This is a genomic window from Plantibacter sp. CFBP 13570 (assembly GCF_014841395.1).
Classification (GTDB): Bacteria; Actinomycetota; Actinomycetes; order Actinomycetales; family Microbacteriaceae; genus Plantibacter; species Plantibacter auratus.
In genome coordinates this window covers 1-18,631 of sequence record NZ_JACYTW010000041.1, presented here as the reverse complement: position 1 = coordinate 18,631, position 18,631 = coordinate 1, and the positions used below count along the sequence as shown (strand labels likewise).

General features: G+C 70.5%; 24 protein-coding genes. 11 read left to right on the top strand and 13 right to left on the bottom strand.

Annotated elements, in window-relative coordinates; genetic code table 11:
- Positions 1-31: 31 nt before the first annotated feature.
- Genes IFT89_RS13750 through IFT89_RS13740 form a run of 3 tightly spaced genes read right to left on the bottom strand, consistent with a single transcriptional unit; the run spans position 32 to position 2,942 of the window.
- Positions 32-883 (bottom strand): ABC transporter ATP-binding protein, encoded by an 852-nt coding sequence (locus tag IFT89_RS13750; protein ID WP_194599533.1) that lies wholly within the window; start codon positions 881-883, stop codon positions 32-34.
- Positions 880-1,935, bottom strand: a complete 1,056-nt coding sequence (locus tag IFT89_RS13745; protein WP_202939243.1) for a FecCD family ABC transporter permease — start codon at positions 1,933-1,935, stop codon at positions 880-882. Before IFT89_RS13745 ends, IFT89_RS13750 begins: the two co-directional genes overlap by 4 nt.
- On the bottom strand, positions 1,932-2,942 hold the full coding sequence (locus tag IFT89_RS13740; RefSeq protein WP_191940313.1) for a FecCD family ABC transporter permease: 1,011 nt from the start codon (positions 2,940-2,942) through the stop codon (positions 1,932-1,934). The genes IFT89_RS13745 and IFT89_RS13740 overlap by 4 nt, the downstream gene beginning before the upstream one ends.
- A 169-nt stretch (positions 2,943-3,111) precedes the next feature.
- Here IFT89_RS13740 and IFT89_RS13735 point away from each other — a divergent pair, with 169 nt between their 5' ends.
- Both IFT89_RS13735 and IFT89_RS20600 read left to right on the top strand, forming a co-directional pair.
- Positions 3,112-4,386, top strand: coding sequence for a CaiB/BaiF CoA transferase family protein (locus IFT89_RS13735; RefSeq protein ID WP_202939242.1), 1,275 nt, complete (start codon positions 3,112-3,114; stop codon positions 4,384-4,386).
- An 81-nt stretch (positions 4,387-4,467) separates the two neighbouring features.
- The gene (locus IFT89_RS20600) at positions 4,468-5,301 is read left to right on the top strand and encodes an FAS1-like dehydratase domain-containing protein (protein ID WP_307783516.1); all 834 of its coding nucleotides are present in this window, start codon (positions 4,468-4,470) and stop codon (positions 5,299-5,301) included.
- A 37-nt stretch (positions 5,302-5,338) separates the two neighbouring features.
- Here IFT89_RS20600 and IFT89_RS13725 read toward each other — a convergent pair whose 3' ends face one another.
- The 3 genes from IFT89_RS13725 to IFT89_RS13715 all read right to left on the bottom strand — a co-directional run bounded on the left by IFT89_RS13725 (position 5,339) and on the right by IFT89_RS13715 (position 7,592).
- Positions 5,339-6,283 carry a PDR/VanB family oxidoreductase gene (locus IFT89_RS13725; RefSeq protein WP_202939241.1) on the bottom strand — a complete coding sequence of 315 codons (945 nt, stop codon included), beginning with the start codon at positions 6,281-6,283 and terminating at the stop codon, positions 5,339-5,341.
- Positions 6,283-6,909, bottom strand: a complete 627-nt coding sequence (locus IFT89_RS13720) for an MSMEG_1061 family FMN-dependent PPOX-type flavoprotein (protein WP_139382378.1) — start codon at positions 6,907-6,909, stop codon at positions 6,283-6,285. The genes IFT89_RS13725 and IFT89_RS13720 overlap by 1 nt, the downstream gene beginning before the upstream one ends.
- 125 nt (positions 6,910-7,034) lie before the next feature.
- Positions 7,035-7,592, bottom strand: coding sequence for a TetR/AcrR family transcriptional regulator (locus IFT89_RS13715; protein ID WP_192004367.1), 558 nt, complete (start codon positions 7,590-7,592; stop codon positions 7,035-7,037).
- A 172-nt stretch (positions 7,593-7,764) separates the two neighbouring features.
- Here IFT89_RS13715 and IFT89_RS13710 point away from each other — a divergent pair, with 172 nt between their 5' ends.
- Positions 7,765-8,769 carry an SDR family NAD(P)-dependent oxidoreductase gene (locus IFT89_RS13710; protein ID WP_202939240.1) on the top strand — a complete coding sequence of 335 codons (1,005 nt, stop codon included), beginning with the start codon at positions 7,765-7,767 and terminating at the stop codon, positions 8,767-8,769.
- Positions 8,770-9,026: 257 nt separating this feature from the next.
- On the opposite strand, the gene IFT89_RS13705 is transcribed toward IFT89_RS13710, so the two are convergent.
- Positions 9,027-10,223 carry an ROK family transcriptional regulator gene (locus IFT89_RS13705; RefSeq protein WP_164486911.1) on the bottom strand — a complete coding sequence of 399 codons (1,197 nt, stop codon included), beginning with the start codon at positions 10,221-10,223 and terminating at the stop codon, positions 9,027-9,029.
- A 117-nt stretch (positions 10,224-10,340) separates the two neighbouring features.
- On the opposite strand from IFT89_RS13705, the gene IFT89_RS13700 reads away from it, so the two are divergent.
- The 3 genes from IFT89_RS13700 (at position 10,341) to IFT89_RS13690 (ending at position 12,589) form a co-directional block, all read left to right on the top strand.
- The gene (locus IFT89_RS13700; RefSeq protein WP_124768474.1) at positions 10,341-11,477 is read left to right on the top strand and encodes a Gfo/Idh/MocA family protein; all 1,137 of its coding nucleotides are present in this window, start codon (positions 10,341-10,343) and stop codon (positions 11,475-11,477) included.
- A complete protein-coding gene (locus tag IFT89_RS13695; RefSeq protein ID WP_202939239.1) occupies positions 11,474-12,220 on the top strand; it encodes a ThuA domain-containing protein in 747 nt (248 codons plus the stop codon). Before IFT89_RS13700 ends, IFT89_RS13695 begins: the two co-directional genes overlap by 4 nt.
- A gap of 102 nt (positions 12,221-12,322) precedes the next feature.
- Positions 12,323-12,589, top strand: coding sequence for a DUF7218 family protein (locus IFT89_RS13690; RefSeq protein WP_192004370.1), 267 nt, complete (start codon positions 12,323-12,325; stop codon positions 12,587-12,589).
- Positions 12,590-12,611: 22 nt separating this feature from the next.
- Here IFT89_RS13690 and IFT89_RS13685 read toward each other — a convergent pair whose 3' ends face one another.
- Entirely contained in the window at positions 12,612-12,929 is a 318-nt protein-coding gene (locus IFT89_RS13685) for a DUF7882 family protein (protein WP_124768476.1), read from the bottom strand.
- Between the two features lie 251 nt (positions 12,930-13,180).
- Between IFT89_RS13685 and IFT89_RS13680 the strand changes: the two genes are divergently transcribed.
- Positions 13,181-13,462 carry a DUF7882 family protein gene (locus IFT89_RS13680; RefSeq protein WP_064297054.1) on the top strand — a complete coding sequence of 94 codons (282 nt, stop codon included), beginning with the start codon at positions 13,181-13,183 and terminating at the stop codon, positions 13,460-13,462.
- A 60-nt stretch (positions 13,463-13,522) separates the two neighbouring features.
- Positions 13,523-13,672, top strand: coding sequence for a hypothetical protein (locus tag IFT89_RS13675; protein ID WP_159453395.1), 150 nt, complete (start codon positions 13,523-13,525; stop codon positions 13,670-13,672).
- Between the two features lie 67 nt (positions 13,673-13,739).
- Here IFT89_RS13675 and IFT89_RS13670 read toward each other — a convergent pair whose 3' ends face one another.
- Positions 13,740-13,940, bottom strand: a complete 201-nt coding sequence (locus tag IFT89_RS13670) for a hypothetical protein (RefSeq protein ID WP_159877319.1) — start codon at positions 13,938-13,940, stop codon at positions 13,740-13,742.
- A 103-nt stretch (positions 13,941-14,043) separates the two neighbouring features.
- Here IFT89_RS13670 and IFT89_RS13665 point away from each other — a divergent pair, with 103 nt between their 5' ends.
- Positions 14,044-14,385, top strand: coding sequence for a hypothetical protein (locus tag IFT89_RS13665; RefSeq protein ID WP_085512067.1), 342 nt, complete (start codon positions 14,044-14,046; stop codon positions 14,383-14,385).
- 50 nt (positions 14,386-14,435) lie between these two features.
- Here IFT89_RS13665 and IFT89_RS13660 read toward each other — a convergent pair whose 3' ends face one another.
- The gene (locus IFT89_RS13660; protein WP_137242495.1) at positions 14,436-14,741 is read right to left on the bottom strand and encodes a DUF7882 family protein; all 306 of its coding nucleotides are present in this window, start codon (positions 14,739-14,741) and stop codon (positions 14,436-14,438) included.
- Between the two features lie 160 nt (positions 14,742-14,901).
- Complete coding sequence (locus IFT89_RS13655) at positions 14,902-15,102, bottom strand: DUF2795 domain-containing protein (RefSeq protein ID WP_161578564.1); 201 nt, start codon at positions 15,100-15,102, stop codon at positions 14,902-14,904.
- Between the two features lie 183 nt (positions 15,103-15,285).
- On the opposite strand from IFT89_RS13655, the gene IFT89_RS13650 reads away from it, so the two are divergent.
- Positions 15,286-15,948, top strand: a complete 663-nt coding sequence (locus IFT89_RS13650) for a dihydrofolate reductase family protein (protein WP_124768480.1) — start codon at positions 15,286-15,288, stop codon at positions 15,946-15,948.
- A gap of 27 nt (positions 15,949-15,975) precedes the next feature.
- On the opposite strand, the gene IFT89_RS13645 is transcribed toward IFT89_RS13650, so the two are convergent.
- Positions 15,976-16,716 (bottom strand): GAF and ANTAR domain-containing protein, encoded by a 741-nt coding sequence (locus IFT89_RS13645; RefSeq protein WP_124768481.1) that lies wholly within the window; start codon positions 16,714-16,716, stop codon positions 15,976-15,978.
- Positions 16,713-17,417, bottom strand: coding sequence for a GAF and ANTAR domain-containing protein (locus IFT89_RS13640; protein ID WP_124768482.1), 705 nt, complete (start codon positions 17,415-17,417; stop codon positions 16,713-16,715). Before IFT89_RS13640 ends, IFT89_RS13645 begins: the two co-directional genes overlap by 4 nt.
- Before the next feature lie 208 nt (positions 17,418-17,625).
- On the opposite strand from IFT89_RS13640, the gene IFT89_RS13635 reads away from it, so the two are divergent.
- Positions 17,626-18,624, top strand: a complete 999-nt coding sequence (locus IFT89_RS13635; protein ID WP_137242492.1) for an SDR family oxidoreductase — start codon at positions 17,626-17,628, stop codon at positions 18,622-18,624.
- Positions 18,625-18,631 lie beyond the last annotated feature (7 nt).

The following is an 18,631-nucleotide window of genomic DNA, read 5'->3' as shown; positions in this document are numbered from 1 at the left end:
GAAACGATATCGGAATGCCCGATCGCCCGGATCACTCGGCGTCGAGGGCGATCGCGTCGTCGGGGTCGACGGGCACGATGAGTGGCGAACCGCTGCTCGGGTCGGGGATGACGATCGCGTCGAGGTCGAACGCCTCGCGGAGCACGGCCGGCGTGAGGACCTCCCACGGCGTGCCGTCGGCGATGACCCGGCCGCCGCCCACGACGACGAGCCGGTCGGAGTACCGGCCGGCGAGCGTGAGGTCGTGCAACACCATGACGACCGTCGCACCGCGCTCGCGGTTGATCGACCGCACGAGTCGGAGGACGTCGAGCTGGTGGCTGAGGTCGAGGAAGGTCGTCGGCTCGTCGAGCAGGATCGTGGGGGCCCGCTGCGCGAGGACCAGGGCGATCCAGGCCCGCTGCAGCTGCCCGCCCGACAGGGAGGCCGTGTCGCGGTCGGCGAGGGTCTCGAGGCCGGTGGCGGCGAGGGCCTCGTCGACGGCGATCGTGTCGGCGGGCGTCCAGGGCTTGAGGAGGCTCTGGTGCGGGTGCCGACCCCGCGAGACGAGGTCGCGGACGGTCGTCGCCGACGGCGTCAGCGGCTTCTGCGGCAGGATCGCCAGGCGGCGCGCGACCTCGCGGGTCGGGATCGACCGCACGCCGCGACCGTCGAGTTCGACCGTGCCGGCGGTCGGGGTGAGCAGGCGACCGAATGCCTTCAGCAGCGTCGACTTGCCGCAACCGTTGGCGCCGATGAGGGTCGTGACCTCGCCCGTCTCGATACGGAGGTCGAGCCCCTCGAAGACCACCGTCTGGTCGTAGGCCAGGGAGACGCCCCGAGCCTCGAGGGCGGGCGTCGGGCGTTCCTTCACGAGGGATGCGGTCGTGGCAGGGTCGGTCATGCGGAGGTCTCCCGTTCCTTGCGGCGCGTCAGCAACCAGATGAGATAGGGCGCGCCGATGATCGCGGTGATGATGCCCACCGGGATCTCGCCCGGCAGGACGCCGCGGACGAGTGCGTCGCCGCCCGTGACGATGACGGCTCCGAGCAGCGCGGAGGCGAGCAGCGGCGGACGACCGGTGCGGGCGAGGCGGCGGGCGATCTGCGGTGCGACGAAGGCGACGAACTCGATCGGCCCTGCCGCGGACACGGCTGCGGCGACGAGTAGGACCGCGCACGCGATGACGACGATCCGATGCCGCTGGACCGCGACGCCGAGGCCGGTCGACAACTCGTCGCCGAGCTGGCTGATGTCGAGGCTGCTCGTCTGCAGGACCGCGATCGGCGTCAGGATCACCAGCGCGACGAGCACCGGCCACACGCTCGACCAGGAGATGCCCGAGAGGCTGCCGACGAGCCACTGCGCTGCCGCTGCCGCCTCGGTGATCTGCGCCCGGGCGATGAGGTAACTCGTGATGCCGCCGAGCGTCGCGGTGGCACCGATGCCGATGAGGATGAGTCGGAAGCTGTCGACCCCGCCGCGCCAGGACAACGCGTAGACGGCGGCCGAGGTGATGAGCGCGCCAATCGCGGCCATGGCGGGCAGGCCGAGACTGAGCGCGCCGGCCCCGACGGAGTAGCTGCCGCCGACGAGGACGATCGCGGCCACGGCCCCGAGCGCGGCACCCGAGGTGACACCGAGGATGTCCGGGGTGGCGAGCGGGTTGCGTGCGAACGTCTGGGTGAGCGCCCCGGCGAGTCCGAGGGACGCACCGACGAGGAGACCGCCGACGACGCGGGGGAGGCGGAGCTCGAACACGATGATTTCCTGACCACCGGTCCCGCCGCCGAGCAGGGTGGTGATCACGTCGGGGATCGTCAGGGACGACGAACCGGCGACGATCCCGAGCAGGGCGAACGCCAGCGCGACGACGAGGCAGGCGATCGTGACGCCGACGACCCGCCCTCGCCACAGACGGCCGAAGAAGCGGCTGCCCTCCCGCACGGCGCTCACAGCTCCGCCATCCGTCCGCGGCGCACGATGGCGATGAAGGCGACCCCACCCGCGACGGTGAGGACGACGCCCACGGGCACCTCGGCGGTGCCACCGATGAGTCGACCGATCACGTCGCACGCGAGCAGTACGCTCCCGCCGACGAGTCCCGAGGCGGGGAGGAGCCAGCCGTGATGCCCGCCCACGAGGGTGCGGGCGATGTGCGGGGCGGTGAGTCCGACGAAGGCGATCGGGCCGGTCAGGGCGACGGCGGCGGCCGTGAGCAGGGTGATCGCGGCGAGCCCGACGAGTCGCGCGCGGATGAGGTTCTCGCCGAGACCGTTCGCCAGCTCCGTCCCGAGCGCCAGGGCGTTCAGCGAGCGGATGTTGGCGACCGCGAACACGAGGCCGAGTCCGGCGAAGACGAGGGCCGCGTCGACGCCCGTGAGCGATCGGCCGGACAGCGAACCGACCACCCAGATGCGGTAGGCGGCGAGGGTCGTCTCGTCGGACAGGACGAGGTACGAGGTCAGGGCGACGAGGAGGGCCGAGACGGCGGTGCCGGCGATCGCGAGCGGGACGGGACTCGACAGGCCGCGACCGAGAGCGGCGACGGAGAACACGACGACGCTGGCGACGGTGGCGCCGAGCAGGGCGAGCCAGAGGGTGGTGACCACCGAGCTCGTGCCGAGTACGTAGACCCCGACGACGACCGCGAGACTCGCGCCGGCGGAGACGCCGAACAGGCCGGGGTCGGCGAGCGGGTTGCGGGTCTGCCCCTGCATGACGGCACCGGCGATCCCGAGGCAGACGCCGACGAGGACGCCGAGCACCGTGCGCGGCACCCGCGACCCCCAGACGACGGCGCCGGTGTCCTGGGCGGGGTCGAACAGGGCGGTGAGGACGGCCACGGGACTGATGAGGTTGCTCCCGAGCATCAGACTCGCGAGGGCGACGACGAGGAGCGCGGCGGCCAGTGTGCCGACGGCGAGCGCGCGTCTCGATCGGAGGAGGGTCGCGCTGCGCATAAAGTAAGCCTAGCCTCACCTATCCCGGTCGCGATGCACACCCGTCATCGTCGGTGACGGACGGGCGATCCATGGAACCGCGCCGGAGGTGTGGGGTTCGCACATGGGTGAGGCCTCCATCGCCCGATACCGTTGACCGGTACGGAGTACAGCGATCAGGAGGACACGCATGGCCGAGCAGCCGTCGACCGGAGCCGACACCGAAGCGGTCCTCGCCGCCACGGAACGACTCGCCGTCCCGCCCGGCTCGCTCGAGGGCGTCGTGGTCCTCGACCTCTCCCGCGTCCTCGCCGGCCCCTACGCCGCGTCGATGCTCGCCGACCTCGGCGCGACCGTCATCAAGATCGAGAACCCGAACGACCCCGACGTCTCCCGGGGCTTCCCGCCCTACCTGCGTGACGGCGACGAGGAGTTCAGCGGCTACTACGGGCAGTACAACCGCGGCAAGTTCGGTCTGGCGCTCGACCTCGCGAGCGACGCCGGCAAGGAGGTGCTGCGCGACCTCGTCGCGAGCGCCGACATCCTCGTCGAGAACTTCCGACCAGGGACGATGGCGAAGCTCGGCCTGCCGTACGAGGCGCTCGCCGCCATCAACCCGAAGCTCGTGTACACCGCGATCTCCGGCTACGGGCAAACGGGTTCACGGAGCCGCCGTCCGGCGTTCGACAACACAGCACAGGCCGCCGGCGGGCTCTGGTCCATGAACGGTTACGCGGACCAGCCGCCCGTGCGCGTCGGCGTCACGATCGGCGACCTCTCCGCGACGATGTTCGGCGTCATCGGCACCCTCGCCGCCCTCCGGCACGCCGAGCGCACCGGTGTGGGGCAGCTCGTCGACGTCGCCCAGGTCGACAGCATCATCGCAATGACCGAGACCGCGGTCGTCGACTACACCGTCGACGGCACCGTCGCCTCGCCCTCCGGCAACGAACACGCCTGGGTCCGGCCCTACGAGCTGTTCCCCTGTGCCGACGGACAGGTGTTCTTCGGCGCGTACACCGACAAGCTCTGGAAGGCGAGCTGCGAGCTGTTCGGCACGCCCGAGGCGATCGCCGACCCCGAGATCGACACCATGCGCAAGCGCTTCGACGAGGAGGTCTACGCCCGACGCGTCAAGCCGCTCGTCGTCTCCTGGTTCGCGGACCGCACCCGCGCCGAGCTCGAGGAACTGGCCGGCGACGTCGTCCCGCTCACCGCCGTGAAGACCATCGGCGAGGTCGTCGACGACCCAGGGACGGCCGAACGCGACATGGTCGTCGAGAGCGACTACGGCTCCTTCGGCACCCTCCGATCCTTCGGTCAGCCGATCAAACTGAGCGCGACCCCCGCGACCACCGACCGTCCCGCGAACCACATGGGCGAACACGCGGACGACGTGCTCACGGCGCTCGCCGGGTACGACGCCGACCGCATCGCCGCGCTGCGTTCCGACGGGGTGATCTGAGTGGGAGCCGTGGAGCGGACAGAGCAGCCTGCCGACCGCATCGCCGCGTTGCGTTCCGACGGGGTGATCTGAGTGGAAGCCGTGGACCGGACAGAGCAGCTCGATCTCCGTCCCGCCTCCTGGTACCGGAGCACCTTCGCGATCGCGGCACCGGAACCGGTCCTCGGCGAGGAGCTCCCCGCCGGCTGGGAGGGCGTCCACTTCCCGTTCGAGACGCCGTTCGCGCAGCTCCGCGAGGACGGCTCACCCGCGGAGGACGGCGTGCTGCCGGTCATCGACCTCCCGCGCCGCATGTACGCGGGGGAGGACACCGAGTTCCTGTCGCCTCTCCGCTACGGCGACATGGTGACGCAGCGCACGAGCCTCGGCTCGCTCGTCGAGAAGCAAGGGCGGGCCGGACGGCTCGTCTTCGCCGACCTCGTGCGTGAGTACCTCGTCGACGGCGAGGTCGCCGTCCGTAGCACCTGGCACGACGTGTTCCTCGAGGCGCAGCCCGCGGTGCCCTCGCCGCGGACGGCGGCACCCGAGGTGGCCGCCGAGGATGCGCTCGATCTCGACGCCGGAGCCGACTGGGCCGTGACCCGGTCACTCGACTCCCGCCAGCTGTTCCGCTTCTCGGCCGTGACGGGCAACACACACCGTATCCACTACGACCGCCAGTGGGCGCGTGAGGTCGAGGGGCTCGACGACCTCCTCGTGCACGGCCCGCTCACCCGCATCCTGGTGCTCGACGCCCTCACCGCGAACGCCGGTGGTCGTCGGCTCGCGTCGGTCCGCTTCCGGGCGAAGGCGCCGGTGCTCGTCGACACGGCGTTCCGCATCGCGGGGACGGAGGGCCCGGAGGGCACCTCGGTCGTCGTGCGGGCCGCCGACGGCACGGTCCTGGCCTCGGCGGACGCCACCTGGCGCCCCTGAGTCGCCCGGCACCGAGCCTGTCGCAGTGTCGCCCCGGCTACGCGTCGATCACGAGCGTCGGCGTCAGCGACCGCGACACACACGGGTACATGATCATCGACGCGTCGTCGGTCGTCAGGGAGTCGCGATGCTCCGGCGTCCCGTCCACCACCTGCACCGCACAGGAGCCGCAGACGCCGCGCATGCACGACCCGGCGACACCGACCCGCGCGGCCTGCATCGCCTGCAGCATCGTCTGCCCGGCGGGAACCTCGACGGTCCGCTCCGACCTCGCGCACTCGACAGTGAACGCCGTGTTCGGCAGGTAGGAGCGGGGCTTGGGCTCGAACCGCTCGAGGTGCAACCGGCAGTCCTCGGGCAGCGTCTCGGCCAGGTTCGTGAGGGTGTCCGTGAACCCGCGCGGCCCGCAGGTCGACACGTCGGTGCCCGGCTCGAGTCCCGCGAGGAGGCCGGCCAGGTCGAGTCGGCCGCTCTCCGCGCTGACGTGGATCCGCACGTGGTCGCCCAGGGCTTCGAGTTCCGGCGCGAACGCGATGTCCTCGCGCGTGCGCACCGCGTAGACGAGCGTCCAGTCGGCGTCGCCCGCGGCCAACCGCCTCGCCATCGAGAGCAGCGGCGTGATCCCGATGCCGGCCGCGAGGAGCAGGTGCCGCTTCGCGTCCGAGAGCGGGAACAGGTTCCGCGGCGGCCGGATGAACACCTTCCGACCGACCTTGAGGAAGTTGTGGATGTAGTGCGAGGCGCCCCGCGAGTGCTCCTCCCGCAGGACGGCGATCCGATACCGGAACTCGTCCGCCGGATCACCGCAGAGGGAGTACTGCCGTTCGTGGCGGGTGATGAGCTGCAGGTCGATGTGCGCTCCGGGGTCCCACGGCGGGAGCCGGCGGCCCTCCGGATCGGCGAGCACGACACTGACGATCGTCGGCGTCTCGCGCACGATCTCCTGGACGATGAGCGGGGTCATGCCCGCGCGATTGCGCATCAGTACAGGCTCTGGTTCCCGACGGCGACCGCCTCGTCGATGGCGTCGCCGACCTCGGTGCTGAGGCCCGACATGCTCGCCCAGATCCGACCCGCACTCGGCACCTCGGCCGCGAGCTCCTGCATCTCGGCGTCCCACAGCCCGCCGCGGAGGAGTGCCCGCCCGCAGTGCAGGTAGACCTCCTCGGTGCGTATGACGATCGCGAGCTGCGGGGTCACGTGGTCCTGCTCGAGCATCGCCATCAGCGCCGGGTCGTCGGTGACGGTGGCCGTGCCGTTGATCCGGAGGGTCTCGCTCATGCCGGGGACGAAGCACAGCATGCCGATGTGGCCGTTCTGGACGATGTTCTGCAGGGAGTCGGCCAGGCGGTTGCCGAGGCGCTCCGGGATCACGAGTGTGCGGGTGTCGAGCGCCCGGACGAACCCCGGGTAGTCCCCGCGCGGGGAGTTGTCGCACCGGCCGTCGGCGTCGGACGTCGCGATGGTGCAGAACGGTGAGTGGGCGAGGAAGGCGAGGCAGTTCTCGTCGAGCTCGTCCATGATCTTGGCCGTTGCGGCGGGATCCGGTTCGCCGAGCGACCGACGGATGGTGTCGACGTCGATCGACGCGAACGCGCTGGCCTGCATGGCGGACCCCTTCTCTGTCCCTCCGACCCTACGGTCGTCCCTCGCGCGCCTCAATGGGCTGTCGGCACACGGTTCGCGTGTTTCCTGTGCCACCGACCCAGCCGCACCGATCGTCCCGCCCCGGTTCATCGGCCGAACGAGCGGCGGAACATCGCCTTCGCGCGCGCCGCGGTGTCGGCTCGATGGGAATCGGGGATGCGGGTGAGGGTCGCTCCCACCATCGAGATCGCCATGAGGATGTCGTCGGGCTCGACGTGGTCGGCGATGCGGTGCGCAGCCAGTTCCTTCGCATGCAGGGCGTGCGCGAGGCGGTCGAGGCGGGTGCCGAGTTCGATGACGCGTGGGTCGTCGCCCTCGCCGAGGATCGCGTCGACGAAGGGCGAGGTGACGAGGGCCTGGTCGATCACGACGTCGAGCAGGGTGTCGAGGGTCGCATCCGGCAGCCCGGCGTGCTCCTCCAGCTCGCCGACATTCTCGTCGAGCACCGCGAGCGCGAGGGAGAGCCGGTCGGGGAAGTGCCGGTACAGGCTTCCTTGTCCGACGCCCGCCCGCTTCGCGACCGCGCTGAGGGGAGCGCTGAAGCCGTCCGCGGCGAACACCTGACGCGCCGCGGCGACGAGCGCTCGGCGGTTCTCGGGGCCTGCGCTCGGGCCGCGGTTCGGCTTGGGGGGCGTGGACGACATCCCGGTAGCGTAACGCCGCGCGACCGGTCCGGTGGACCCGGCTGGGAGCCGACCGTGAGGGCTGGCGGCCGTGCCGCGGACGGCGTAACGTGTACCGGACAATGATGTCCGGTATGGTTCGAGGCCCAGACGACCCCGCCGCTCATCGCCCTCCCGAGACCGAAGGAACCCCATGAGCGCCCTCACCGCCAACACCCCGATCGCCGCGTGGCTCGCCGACCCCACCGGTGGACCGCTCATCCGCGGCCTCCTCACCCAGCTGGGCACCGAGGAGTCGCAGCTCGCGCCGATCTCGGGCCTCCCGCTCCAGCAGCTCGTCGCCCTGAGCCAGGGCAAGCTGCCCCAGTCGCTCATCGACGAGCTCGTCCTCGCCGCGAACGACGGTGTCGCACCCGTCGATGACGCGCCTCAGGGGTGGCAGGAGCGCATCACCGTCGGTCGGTTCGCCGGCAAGACCGTGATCGTCACCGGGGCTGCCTCCGGGATCGGCCGTGCCACGGCATCCCGCGTCGCCCGCGAAGGGGGTCGGGTCATCGCCGTCGACCTGTTCGAGGACAAGCTCGTCGACCTCGCCTCGAGCCTCCCGGACGCCGACCTCGTCACGGTCGCCGGCGACATCACGAAGCAGGACGACATCGACGCGATCGTCGCCGCGGCGGGGGAGCGGATCGACGCGCTCGCCAACGTCGCCGGCATCAACGACGACTTCTCCCCGCTCCACGAGACCTCCGACGCGACCTGGGAGCGGGTGATGGGCGTGAACGTCACCGGCGCCTTCAAGCTGACCCGCGCCGTGCTGCCGTCGATGGTCGCGGCCGGATCCGGTTCGGTCGTCAACATCGCGTCAGAGGCCGGGCTTCGCGGCAACGCCTCGGGGAACGCCTACACGACCTCGAAGCACGCGGTCGTCGGCATGACCAAGAGCGCCGCCTTCATGTATGGACCGCACGGCGTCCGGGTCAACGCGGTCGCTCCTGGCGGCGTCGCGACGGGCATCCCCTTCCCGCCGAACGTCTCCGAGGCGGGCTCGGCGCGGCTCGGACCGTTCCAGGCGGCGATCCCGACGATCGCGACCGCGGAGCAGCTCGCGGCGTCCATCACCTTCCTGCTGAGCGACGACGGCGTGAACGTCAACGGCGTCGTCCTGCCGTCCGACGGCGGATGGTCGGTGCAGTAGCCGCCGACGTGCAGAACTTCAGCAATCGGTAAGAACGGCGTTTCTTAACGACGGTTCGGGGCCGGATGAACGCGTTTCTGCTGCGAATCTTGAAGCACACGGGCCGCTCTGCGTCGCCCGTCCCCTGCGAACGGTCTGAACGAGTACGGCCGGAACGACCGTTCGCACTGCGGTGACACCGCGCACAGGGCCCCACCGATCTTGGCGGAAGGTGGGGCCCTGCGCCGTGTCCGGGCTGCCCTGCGCCGGGTGTGGTCTCAGCGCGGGATCGCGGCGGCGAAGCGCCACGGCTGGGAGCGGATCGTCGCGACGGCCCGGGTGATCGCACCGAGGGCGACGACGTCCGCGCCGAGTCGCGAGGCCCGCACGATCGGCGTCGGGGCGTAAGTCCCCTCGTCGAGCCAGGTCTGAGCAGCGACGATGACGGGGGAGGCGACGCGGGCCACGCCTCCGGCGACGACGACCTCGTCCACGTCGAGCAGGCTGCCGAGCAGGACGCACACCCGCCCGAGGCGCTCCCCGAGACGTTCGACGAGTCTGCCGGCGTAGGCGTCGCCCGAGGCTGCGGCGTCGATGATGCGGCCGACGTCGAGGGTACCGATCGGCATCCGGGCGAGCGGGGAGGCCGCCGGAACCGCACCGGATCGCTGATCCTCTTCCAGCCACGACCGTGCCGCACCGTCGAGGCCCTCAGGCGAACCGACGCCCTCGACCATGCCGAGCACGCGGAGTTCGCCTGCGCCGCCGGCCCCGCCGTGCAGCAGCACGCCGTCGACGATGAGTCCCGCGCCGAAGCTCGCCTCGGCCAGGAGGACGGCGATGGACTCGCGTGCCACCTCCCCGAGGGCGCGCTCAGCCGTGGCTGCGAGATTGGCGTCGTTCTCGAGCACGACGTCGCCCCAGGGGCCGAGGCGGCTCGCGAAGTCGGGGTTCATCCTGGCCCAGTAGTCGTGATCGCCGCGCGGTGAGCGGCCGTGCGCGTCCACCGGTGCCGGGACGCCGACGGCGGTCACGAGCACCTGTCCCGGGGTCGCGCCGGCCTGCGCGGTCGCCTCCTCGACGACGGTCCGTGCGGTCGCGAGGCGGAGGTCTGGGTCTTCGTCGCCGCCCACGATGGGGCGTTCGGCCCGGCCGACGACCTCACCACGGAGCGTCGCGACGAGTGCTGCGACCCGGTGCTGCCCCACGTCGAGTCCGACCACGAACGCGGTGTCCGCGGCGAGTTCGTAGCGCCTGGCGGGTCGTCCCCGCCGGTAGTCACCGGCGGCCCGGGCGTCGTCGAGCTCACGGATCCAGCCGCGGTCGGCGAGTGCATCGCAGGCGTTCAGCACGGTGGCACGGGTCAGACCGGTCCCGTCCATGACGTCACTCGCCGTGAACGCACCATGGTCGAAGGCGTAGGCGGCGACGAGTTCGACGCTCGCCCTGCCCGTCTCGATCCCCGGTTCCGCCATGGGGCGACTGTAGCAGGGTTGCATTACTAGATATGGCCGCTATATTTAGTGGCGAAGGTCGACCACCGCCGGTCACGACAGTGCTCGGCTCCGCACCCCGAAAGGAACCGTCCGAGCATGAGCACCAGTACCGCCCCGACATCATCAGACGCTCCGGACCTCCGGGTCGGCGTCATCGGCCTCGGCTTCGCCGGGACCACGCACCTGGACGCCTTCACCGCGCTCCCCGGTGCCACCGTCGTCGCCCTGTCCGGCCAGGAACCGGCGCGCCTCGCCGAGCTGGCCGAGAGCCGTGGGGTCCCCGAGACCTACGCCGACTGGGAGGACCTCGTCGCCCGCGACGACCTCGACATCGTCTCGATCGGCGTCCCGAATGCCCTGCACCACCCGATCGCCGTGGCCGCGCTCCGCAGCGGCAAGCACGTCTTCTGCGAGAAGCCGCTCGCCACGACCGCCGACCTCGCCGCCGAGATGGTCGAGGCCGCGACCGCCGCCGACCGCGTCCTCGAGGTCGCGTACAACCACCGCCGTCGTGCTGACGTCGCCTACCTCGCGCGCTACCTCGCCGAGGAGCCGATCGGTCGCGTCTACCACTCGCGTGCCTCCTGGCTCCGTCGACAGGGCGTGCCCGGCATCGACTCCTGGTTCACGAACAAGGCTGCTGCCGGTGGCGGGCCGCTCATCGACCTCGGCTCCCACGTGCTCGACATCGCGCTGTCGCTCCTCGGCGAGCCGCGCGTGACGCACGTCTCGGCCGTCGCGTACAACGAGCTCGGCCGCGCCGGTCGCGGTGGCTCCTCCGGCGGTGGTCCGGTCTCGAGCCGGTCCACGCACGCCTTCGACGTCGAGGACTTCGCGTCCGCCCTCCTGCGTTTCGAGGACGGCGGCAGCCTGCACCTCGAGGCGTCCTGGGCGTCCTACTCGAAGGCCCACGAGGACATCTCGGTCGAGCTCCTCGGCTCGGAGGGCGGCGTCCGCCTCCACGTCGACAACTACAACACCGAGGGGACCGTCACGATCTACCGCGACGTCGCCGGTGCGCCGACGATCGAACGACCCGCAGTCCAGGTCCCGGCCGGCCACCACCAGTCGGTCATCGCGGAGTTCCTCGACACCATCCGCGCGGGCGAGACCGCCGGCGGTGAGCTCCGGTTCGCCGGTCACCACGGCGAGTACGCCCTGCACCGCAGCCGCGTCATCGACGCCGCCTACGCCTCGGCCGCCGCCGGGCACGAACTGGAGGTCCCCGCATGAGCACCACGACACCGATCCGCATCCGCGTCTGGAACGAGTTCGTCCACGAGTCCCGCGGTGACACCGTGGTGCTCGGCCACTACCCCGACGGCATCCACGCCGTGATCGCGGCGGGCCTCGAGGAGTCGCTCGGCGACGCCGTGTCCGTCTCGACCGCGACCCTCCAGGATCCCGAGCACGGTCTCACCGAGGAGGTCCTCGCGAACACCGACGTCCTCTTCTGGTGGGGGCACATCGCCCACGACCAGGTCTCCGACGAGGTCGTCGAGCGGGTCGTGCGCCACGTCCACGCCGGTATGGGCATCGTCGTGCTGCACTCCGGGCACTACTCGCGGGTCTTCCAGCGGCTGATGGGCACGAGCTGCGCCCTCAAGTGGCGGAACGACGGCGAGCGAGAGCTCGTCTGGACGGTGCTCCCGGACCATCCCATCGCGCAGGGTGTGCCGCACCCGATCGTCATCGACCGCCAGGAGATGTACGGCGAGCAGTTCGACATCCCGCGTCCCGACGAGGAGGTGTTCCTCTCCACCTTCGCCGGCGGCGAGGTGTTCCGGTCAGGTGTCGCCTACCACCGCGGTCGCGGGCGCGTGTTCTACTTCTCGCCGGGCGACCAGGAGTACCCGGTCTACCACCACCCCGACATCCGTCGAGTGCTGGCGAACGCGGCCGAGTGGGCGCGCCCGACGATCGAGCGCACACCGCCGACCGCGGACCAGCACCCGAGGGACTGGTTCCTGAACTAGCGCGTCCGTGTCCCTGACACCAGCCCCTCCACCGATCCGTCGGGCAGCGAGAGGCTGGTGGCAGGCCGATCGGCCGACCACCGGACGATGAGGGAGGACGACATGCCCGGGAAGCAGAACCCGTCACTGAAGGACCCCGAGCTCTACGAGAAGCTCCGTGACGACGGCGCGTCGAAGGGCAAGGCCGCTCGGATCTCGAACGCCGCCGCGAAGGAGGGGCGCTCGACGATCGGGGAGAAGGGCGGCGAGGCCGGGTCCTACGAGGACTGGACGGTCGCGCAGCTCCGTGAGCGCGCAAAGGAGATCGGCCTGACCGGCTACTCCGGCAAGCGGAAGAGCGAACTCATCTCGATGCTCCGCGACAGCTGAACAGGCGGCGCGATCGCCCGGGCTACTTCGCCTGGGCGGTCGCGTCGTCGCCGGTCGTCGCGTGCACGACGACCTCGCCGGTGTTCGCCTCGTGCATGAAGCCTTCGAGCAGAGCGCGGTCCATCTCGCCGACCTCGTCGGAGTCGAAGGAGAACTGCAGGGCGATCGCCGGGTGCAGCCAGAGCGTCGTGCGTCCGTCGCTGGTGGAGTCCTGCCGGATCGTGAGCGCGAACGACTCGTTCCGTCGCAGCTTCATGAGCGCGATCGTCTTGACATGGGCGAGCGTTCGATCGTCGAGCCGAACGCGTGCATCGCCGGTGCCGTAGACCAGTTGTCCCATGGGATCCCTCGACTTCCGACCCCTGCGATGGCCGACGACGCGAGCGGCCGACTGCTGTGCGCATCCCGACGGGGTCCGGGCCGGTGAAGCGCTCTATCAGGATACGAGACATTCTTGGCGCGCGCCCGATTATCCACAAGGCGATGACTGTTTGCCGACGCGCATTGTCCGCTGCCCGAGCCATCCGCGCAATGGCCCGGGCGCCCCCATCTCTGCGCGCTAGCGTGGCACACCTGAGAAAGGGGCTGACGATGGGATTCCTTCGCCTCGGTGCGCTCCGATCACAGGTCGACGACCAGACGCTCGCCCAACTGGAACGCGTGATCCTCACGCGCATGCTCGGTGAACGGTCGTTCCGGCTGCAGCTCCACCGCGGGCGCTTCCAATCGTCCGAGCCGGTCACCGTGTCGCCCGAGCAGCCGATCGTCTTCGCGTTCGACGCGGAGTTCGAGCCGCCGATCGACGAGCGCATGGCAGCCGAGATGCTCGAGGAGATCGAGATCACGGGCGGATTGCACGTCGTCGTCGCCTGACCAGCGGCAGACCGACACCAGCACCACATCGAAACCACCACCACAGGAAGCAGGAGCGACATGAGCGACTTCACCGGAGCAGACGCATTGGGTACCGACCCGGACATGGTGGTCGGCACGCCGCCCACCGAGATCCCGGACGAGTCGACGGATGAGGACACGGCGGACGAGCCGGACGTGCTCGAGCAGCCGGACACGGACGCTCGCTGAGTCCATCACACGCGGAAGCGCCGCCGACCCTCGGGTCGGCGGCGCTTCCGCGTGCAGCGGGCGGGGCTCAGCCCTGCTCGGTCTCCTCGGGGTCCGCGCCCGGCCGCACGGCCGCGTCGTCGCGGATGTCGATCCGGGTCACGCCGTCGCCCTGGTCGGTGACGTCGATGCGGGGAGCCGCGTCGGCTTCGGTCGCGTTCGGGGCGGTCGTCAGCTGGTCGTGGCGGTTCTCGTCGTGCGTGGTGGGAGTCTGGTCGCTGTCGGTCATGCCCAGACGATAGCGCACGGGCACGCGGTGCCTCCCGGTATACCCTCCGGGTTGCGGATGCAAGGTCTGACGGCCCGACCGCTTCGGTTCCCAGAATGGTCGTATGAGGAAGTTGCACTACGCCGGCGGGTACCTGCTGATGGCCGACCAGACCTGCAAGGCGCTCCTCCGGTATGCGCGAGCCCTCGCCCAGACCGGCGAGTCCGACATTGCTGTGGTGCCGACCATCTCGGACGGTGGCAGCCTCGGGTACGCCCACCTCCTTGTCGGACCCGCGAGCCAGTTGTTCTCGACCCCCGTGGAGAACGCCTCGAAGGAACCCTTCGACGAGGAGATCATCGCCGAGCTCGAACGGCGGACCGCCGCGCTCCAGCCGGCGCGACCGGAGTGGGCGACCGAACTCACCGACGTCGACGATCTGGAGTTCGACGAACGCTCGATGTGAGGGCAGACCGGGCTGCGATCACGACCGCGAGGTGCGCGCGACCGCGAGGTTCAGGTGCGCGGACCGGGCTCCGGCACGAGGACGAGACCCTGGTTCGAGTCGGCGCTGACCGCGAGGGCATCGAGCCAGGCGCGATTGAGTTCGACCGGGACGCTGCCCGCGTACTTGAACCGGAGGGACATCGCCGGGTGGAGCCAGATCGTCGTCCGGCCGTCGCCTGACCGCGGATCGTCCTTCCACCCGAAGTAGAACGCTTCGCCGCGACGCAACTTCGCGCCGATGACCTGTTGCAGGTGGGCGAGGACCCGGTCGTCGAACGTCACCGACACGTCTGCGTCGTAGATCATCTTGCCCATGGGTTCTCCTGCTCCGCTCTCCGGTTTCCACCGTAGGCCCGGTCCTGTGGAAGCACCACGTTCCCCGAGGGGGTTGCGAACCGGCGCGAGTCACCGGACCTGACACGCAGAAGCGGCATCGGCGCGATGCCGGTGCCGCTCAGCGGTGGTGCGCGATCGCTCAGACGCTGATCGGCAGCGCCTCCGCGATCGAGGTGCGGTGCAGGACGTCCCAGCGGCTGGTGTAGCTGCGCTCGGGGAGTGAGCGGAGCGCCTCGACCAGGTGGGGCGGGAGCAGGTCGCGGCGGGCCTCACGCGTCAGGTCGCTGGGGCGGCAGGGGTACTCCATGCCGCGTAGGAATTCGTCGAGCTCGGTGAACACGAGCATCTCCTCTCTGGGCGCGTCGTGGCACCCGATGTCAGGCGGGCCGGCTGCGTCGACCGGTCGTCAGACCGCCGTGCCCTCCTTCGAGTGTCGTTCCCGTTCGGCCGTTCGGCGCGCTCTTGCCTTTCCGTCGTCGAGCTGCTACTCGACGGGCCCGGACGTTCGGACTAGCGTGTGCCCATGACGACGCTCCGGGTCCACAATCTCGCCGTCTCGCTCGACGGGTTCGCCACGGGCGAGGGCCAGTCCTTCGAGACCCCCTTCGGCCACGCCCAGCACCGGCTCATGCAGTGGTTCTTCCCGACCCGCACCTTCGTGTCGATGAGCGGGCACGAGGACGAAGCGGTCGGCGCGGGGACGCGCGGGGTCGACGACGCGTTCGCCGCGGCCACGGGTGATCGCATCGGCGTCGAGATCATGGGCCGGCGCAAGTTCGGTCCGCAGCTCGGACCATGGGAGGACGAGAGTTGGCGGGGATGGTGGGGCGAGGAGCCGCCGTTCCACACGCCGGTCGTCGTGCTGACCCACCATGAACGCCCGGACCTGGTGGTCGGTGAGACGACGTTCCTCTTCCGTGACCTGTCCGCCGTCGACGCGTTGTCGTTCGCGACGTCGCTCGCCGACGGACTCGACGTCCGTCTCGGCGGAGGACCGACGACGGTCCGCCAGTTCCTCGCGGCCGACCTCGTCGACCATCTCCATGTGGTCGTCGTCCCGATCCTGCTCGGTCGTGGGGTGCGGCTCTGGGACGGGCTCGAAGGCCTCGAGGAGCGGTTCACGGTCGAGGTGACCGCATCACCGAGTGGCGTCGTGCATTATGTGTTCGCGCGGAAGCCGCGCTGAAGGTCGACCGGGGCCGGTGACCGGGCCTCAGAGCTCGAGGCGTCGCTCCACGATGTCGCGGGCGACGTCGGCCAGGGCACGACGTCCGCCGCGAGCGTGCTTCCGGATGCGCTCGAAGGCCTCTTCGACCGAGATCGCGGCGGTGTAGGCGACGACGCCCTTCGCCTGCTCGATGACGACCCTGGACTGCAGCGCGGACTCCAGCTGCTCGCGGGTCGCGTCACTCTCGCGGAGGGTCCGCTCGTGCAGGATCCCGATGGTCGCGACGTCGGCCATCGCCTGTGCGGCCTGGGACTCGAACCGGTCGAGGGCTTCCGGAGTCGTGCGGAACAGGTTGAGGGTGCCGATGGTGGTCCGGCGGAGTCGCAGCGGGAAGGCATGAGCCGACCGGAATCCCGCGGTCGCCGCGACCTCGGCGAATCTCGGCCAGTCGGCTGCGACCGCGGCGATCTCGGGGATCGACACCGGCGTCGCATCACGGAAGCTGTCGATGCAGGGGCCTTCGTCCGCGCTCAGCTGGATGAGTTCGACGAGCTTCCCGGACTCGCTCGTCGACGCGATCAGTTCGAGATCACCGTTCGGGTCGGCCAGGAGGATGCCCGAGGCTTGGACGTCGAGGAGGTCCACGGTCGCGTCGACGAGGGTCTGGAGCAGGTCGACGACGTCGTACTCGTCCACCAGGGTGTCGGCGAGCGTCGCGAACACGTCGAGGAGGGCGGTCGAGTGACGGAGCTCGGAGCCGGTCCCGTCGTCGCCGCGCGCGCTCATCGCTCGTCTTCGATCGTGTCGTCGCGCAGCACGTAGCCGGTGCGACGTTCGAGGATGTCCTCGGCGACGTCCGACATCGAGCGGTTCTGGGCGAAGGCCTGAGCTTGGATCAGCAGGTGGGCGTCGTCGGGCGTGAGGCCGAGTTGCGCGATCACGAACCCGGTCGCCTGATGGATCCGTCGTCGGGCGTGGGGCTTCAGCTGCGTCGTGTCGGGAAGGCTCGCGAGTTCGAGGGTGCGTCGGAGCACGTACCGGCTGAGCGGGCGAGTGAGGGACATCATGTCCTCGACCGCCTGCGCGTCCAGCGTGCGCTCCTCGGTGTCGTACAGCTCGACCGCGCCCACCTGGAGCGGCCCGACGCGGAGGGGGAAGGCGAAGATGGAGCCGACCGCGTGGTCGCGGATCGCCTCGGTGAACGACGGCCAGGAGTCGTAGCCGTTCCGCTTGACGGCCTCCTCGAGCACCGGGCGGCCGCTTCCGACGGCGTCCCAGCAGGGGCCCTCGGAGAGGTCGAACTGCAGCTCGTCGATGAGCGCGATCTGCTCGTCGCTCGCGGCGATCGTCTCGGGGCTCAGGGTGTCGCCGAGCGTCGCGATCGAGACGCCGCTGAGGGGCATGAGCCGGAGGATCGGCTCCACCAGCTGGTCGTCCTCGTCGACCCGGTCGAGTGCGCTGTACACGATGGCGAAGGTGTCGCTCATGTCCGCATTCCTTCCGGGCTCAAGGGTGGTCTCCGCTCATCGTACGGCTATCCCGCTGCGATCGCCGGGTGGCGATCCGTCCTGCCTGGGAAAGCAAGGGGCCGCCTTGGCGGGGTGGATTCGCCTAACGTGGCGTCATGCCTCTGACGACGACAACCTCTCCGCGCCCCTCCGCCCACCGGTCCGCAGCAACCGATCGGTCGGCGCGATGAGCCGCGGGGTCGCCGTCGTCACCGGCGGAACCGCAGGGCTCGGTCGTGCGACCGTCCGTGAACTCGCGAAGCGCGGCTGGGACGTCGCGGTGCTGGCGCGTGGCGAGGACGGACTCGATGCGACCATCGCCGAGGTCGAGCAGGCCGGGCGTCGTGCTCTCGCGGTGCCGACGGACGTCGCCGACCGGGAGGCCGTCGAGCAGGCGGCGGACCGGGTCGAGGCGGAACTCGGACCGATCGAGCTGTGGGTGAACTGCGCCATGGTCGGCGTCTTCGGGGACTTCCTCACGACCGAACCGGCGGACTTCGAGCGTGCCGTGGCGGTCAACTTCTTCGGCTTCGTCAACGGCACCAGGGCCGCCCTCTCGCGAATGACGCCGCGCGATCGTGGACACGTGATCCAGGTCGGTTCCGCCCTCGCCCACCGCGGCATCCCGCTGCAGGCCGCGTACTGCGGGTCCAAGTTCGGCGCCCGAGGCTTCACGGAGTCGGTGACCGCCGAACTGCTCCACGACGGCAGCAACGTCAAGCTCTCGACCGTGGACATGCCGGCGCTCAACACCATCCAGTTCAGCTGGGTGAAGTCGCAGCTGCCCGAGCACCCCCAGCCGGTGCCGCCGATCTACCAGCCCGAGGTCGGTGCGACCGCCATCGCCGACGTCGCAGACCGACCGAGGCGACGCACCTGGGTGGGGGAGTCCACCGTCGGCACGATCCTCGGCGACCGCTTCGCCGGCGGATTCCTCGACTGGTTCCTCGCCAGGACCGGATACTCCGGCCAGCTCGCGCCGGACAAGCACGACCCGCGCATGCCCGACAACGTCTACACGCCCGCCCCCGGTGACCACGGCGCTCGTGGCGTGTTCAGCGACAAGGCCCACTCGTGGAGCCCGCAGACCTGGGCGATCCGCCACCGGCGGGCCGTGTACGCGACCGCCGCCGGCACCCTCGCAGCGGGTGTCGCCCTGGTGGCCGGCGCGGCGAAGCGGCGCTGAGCACGAT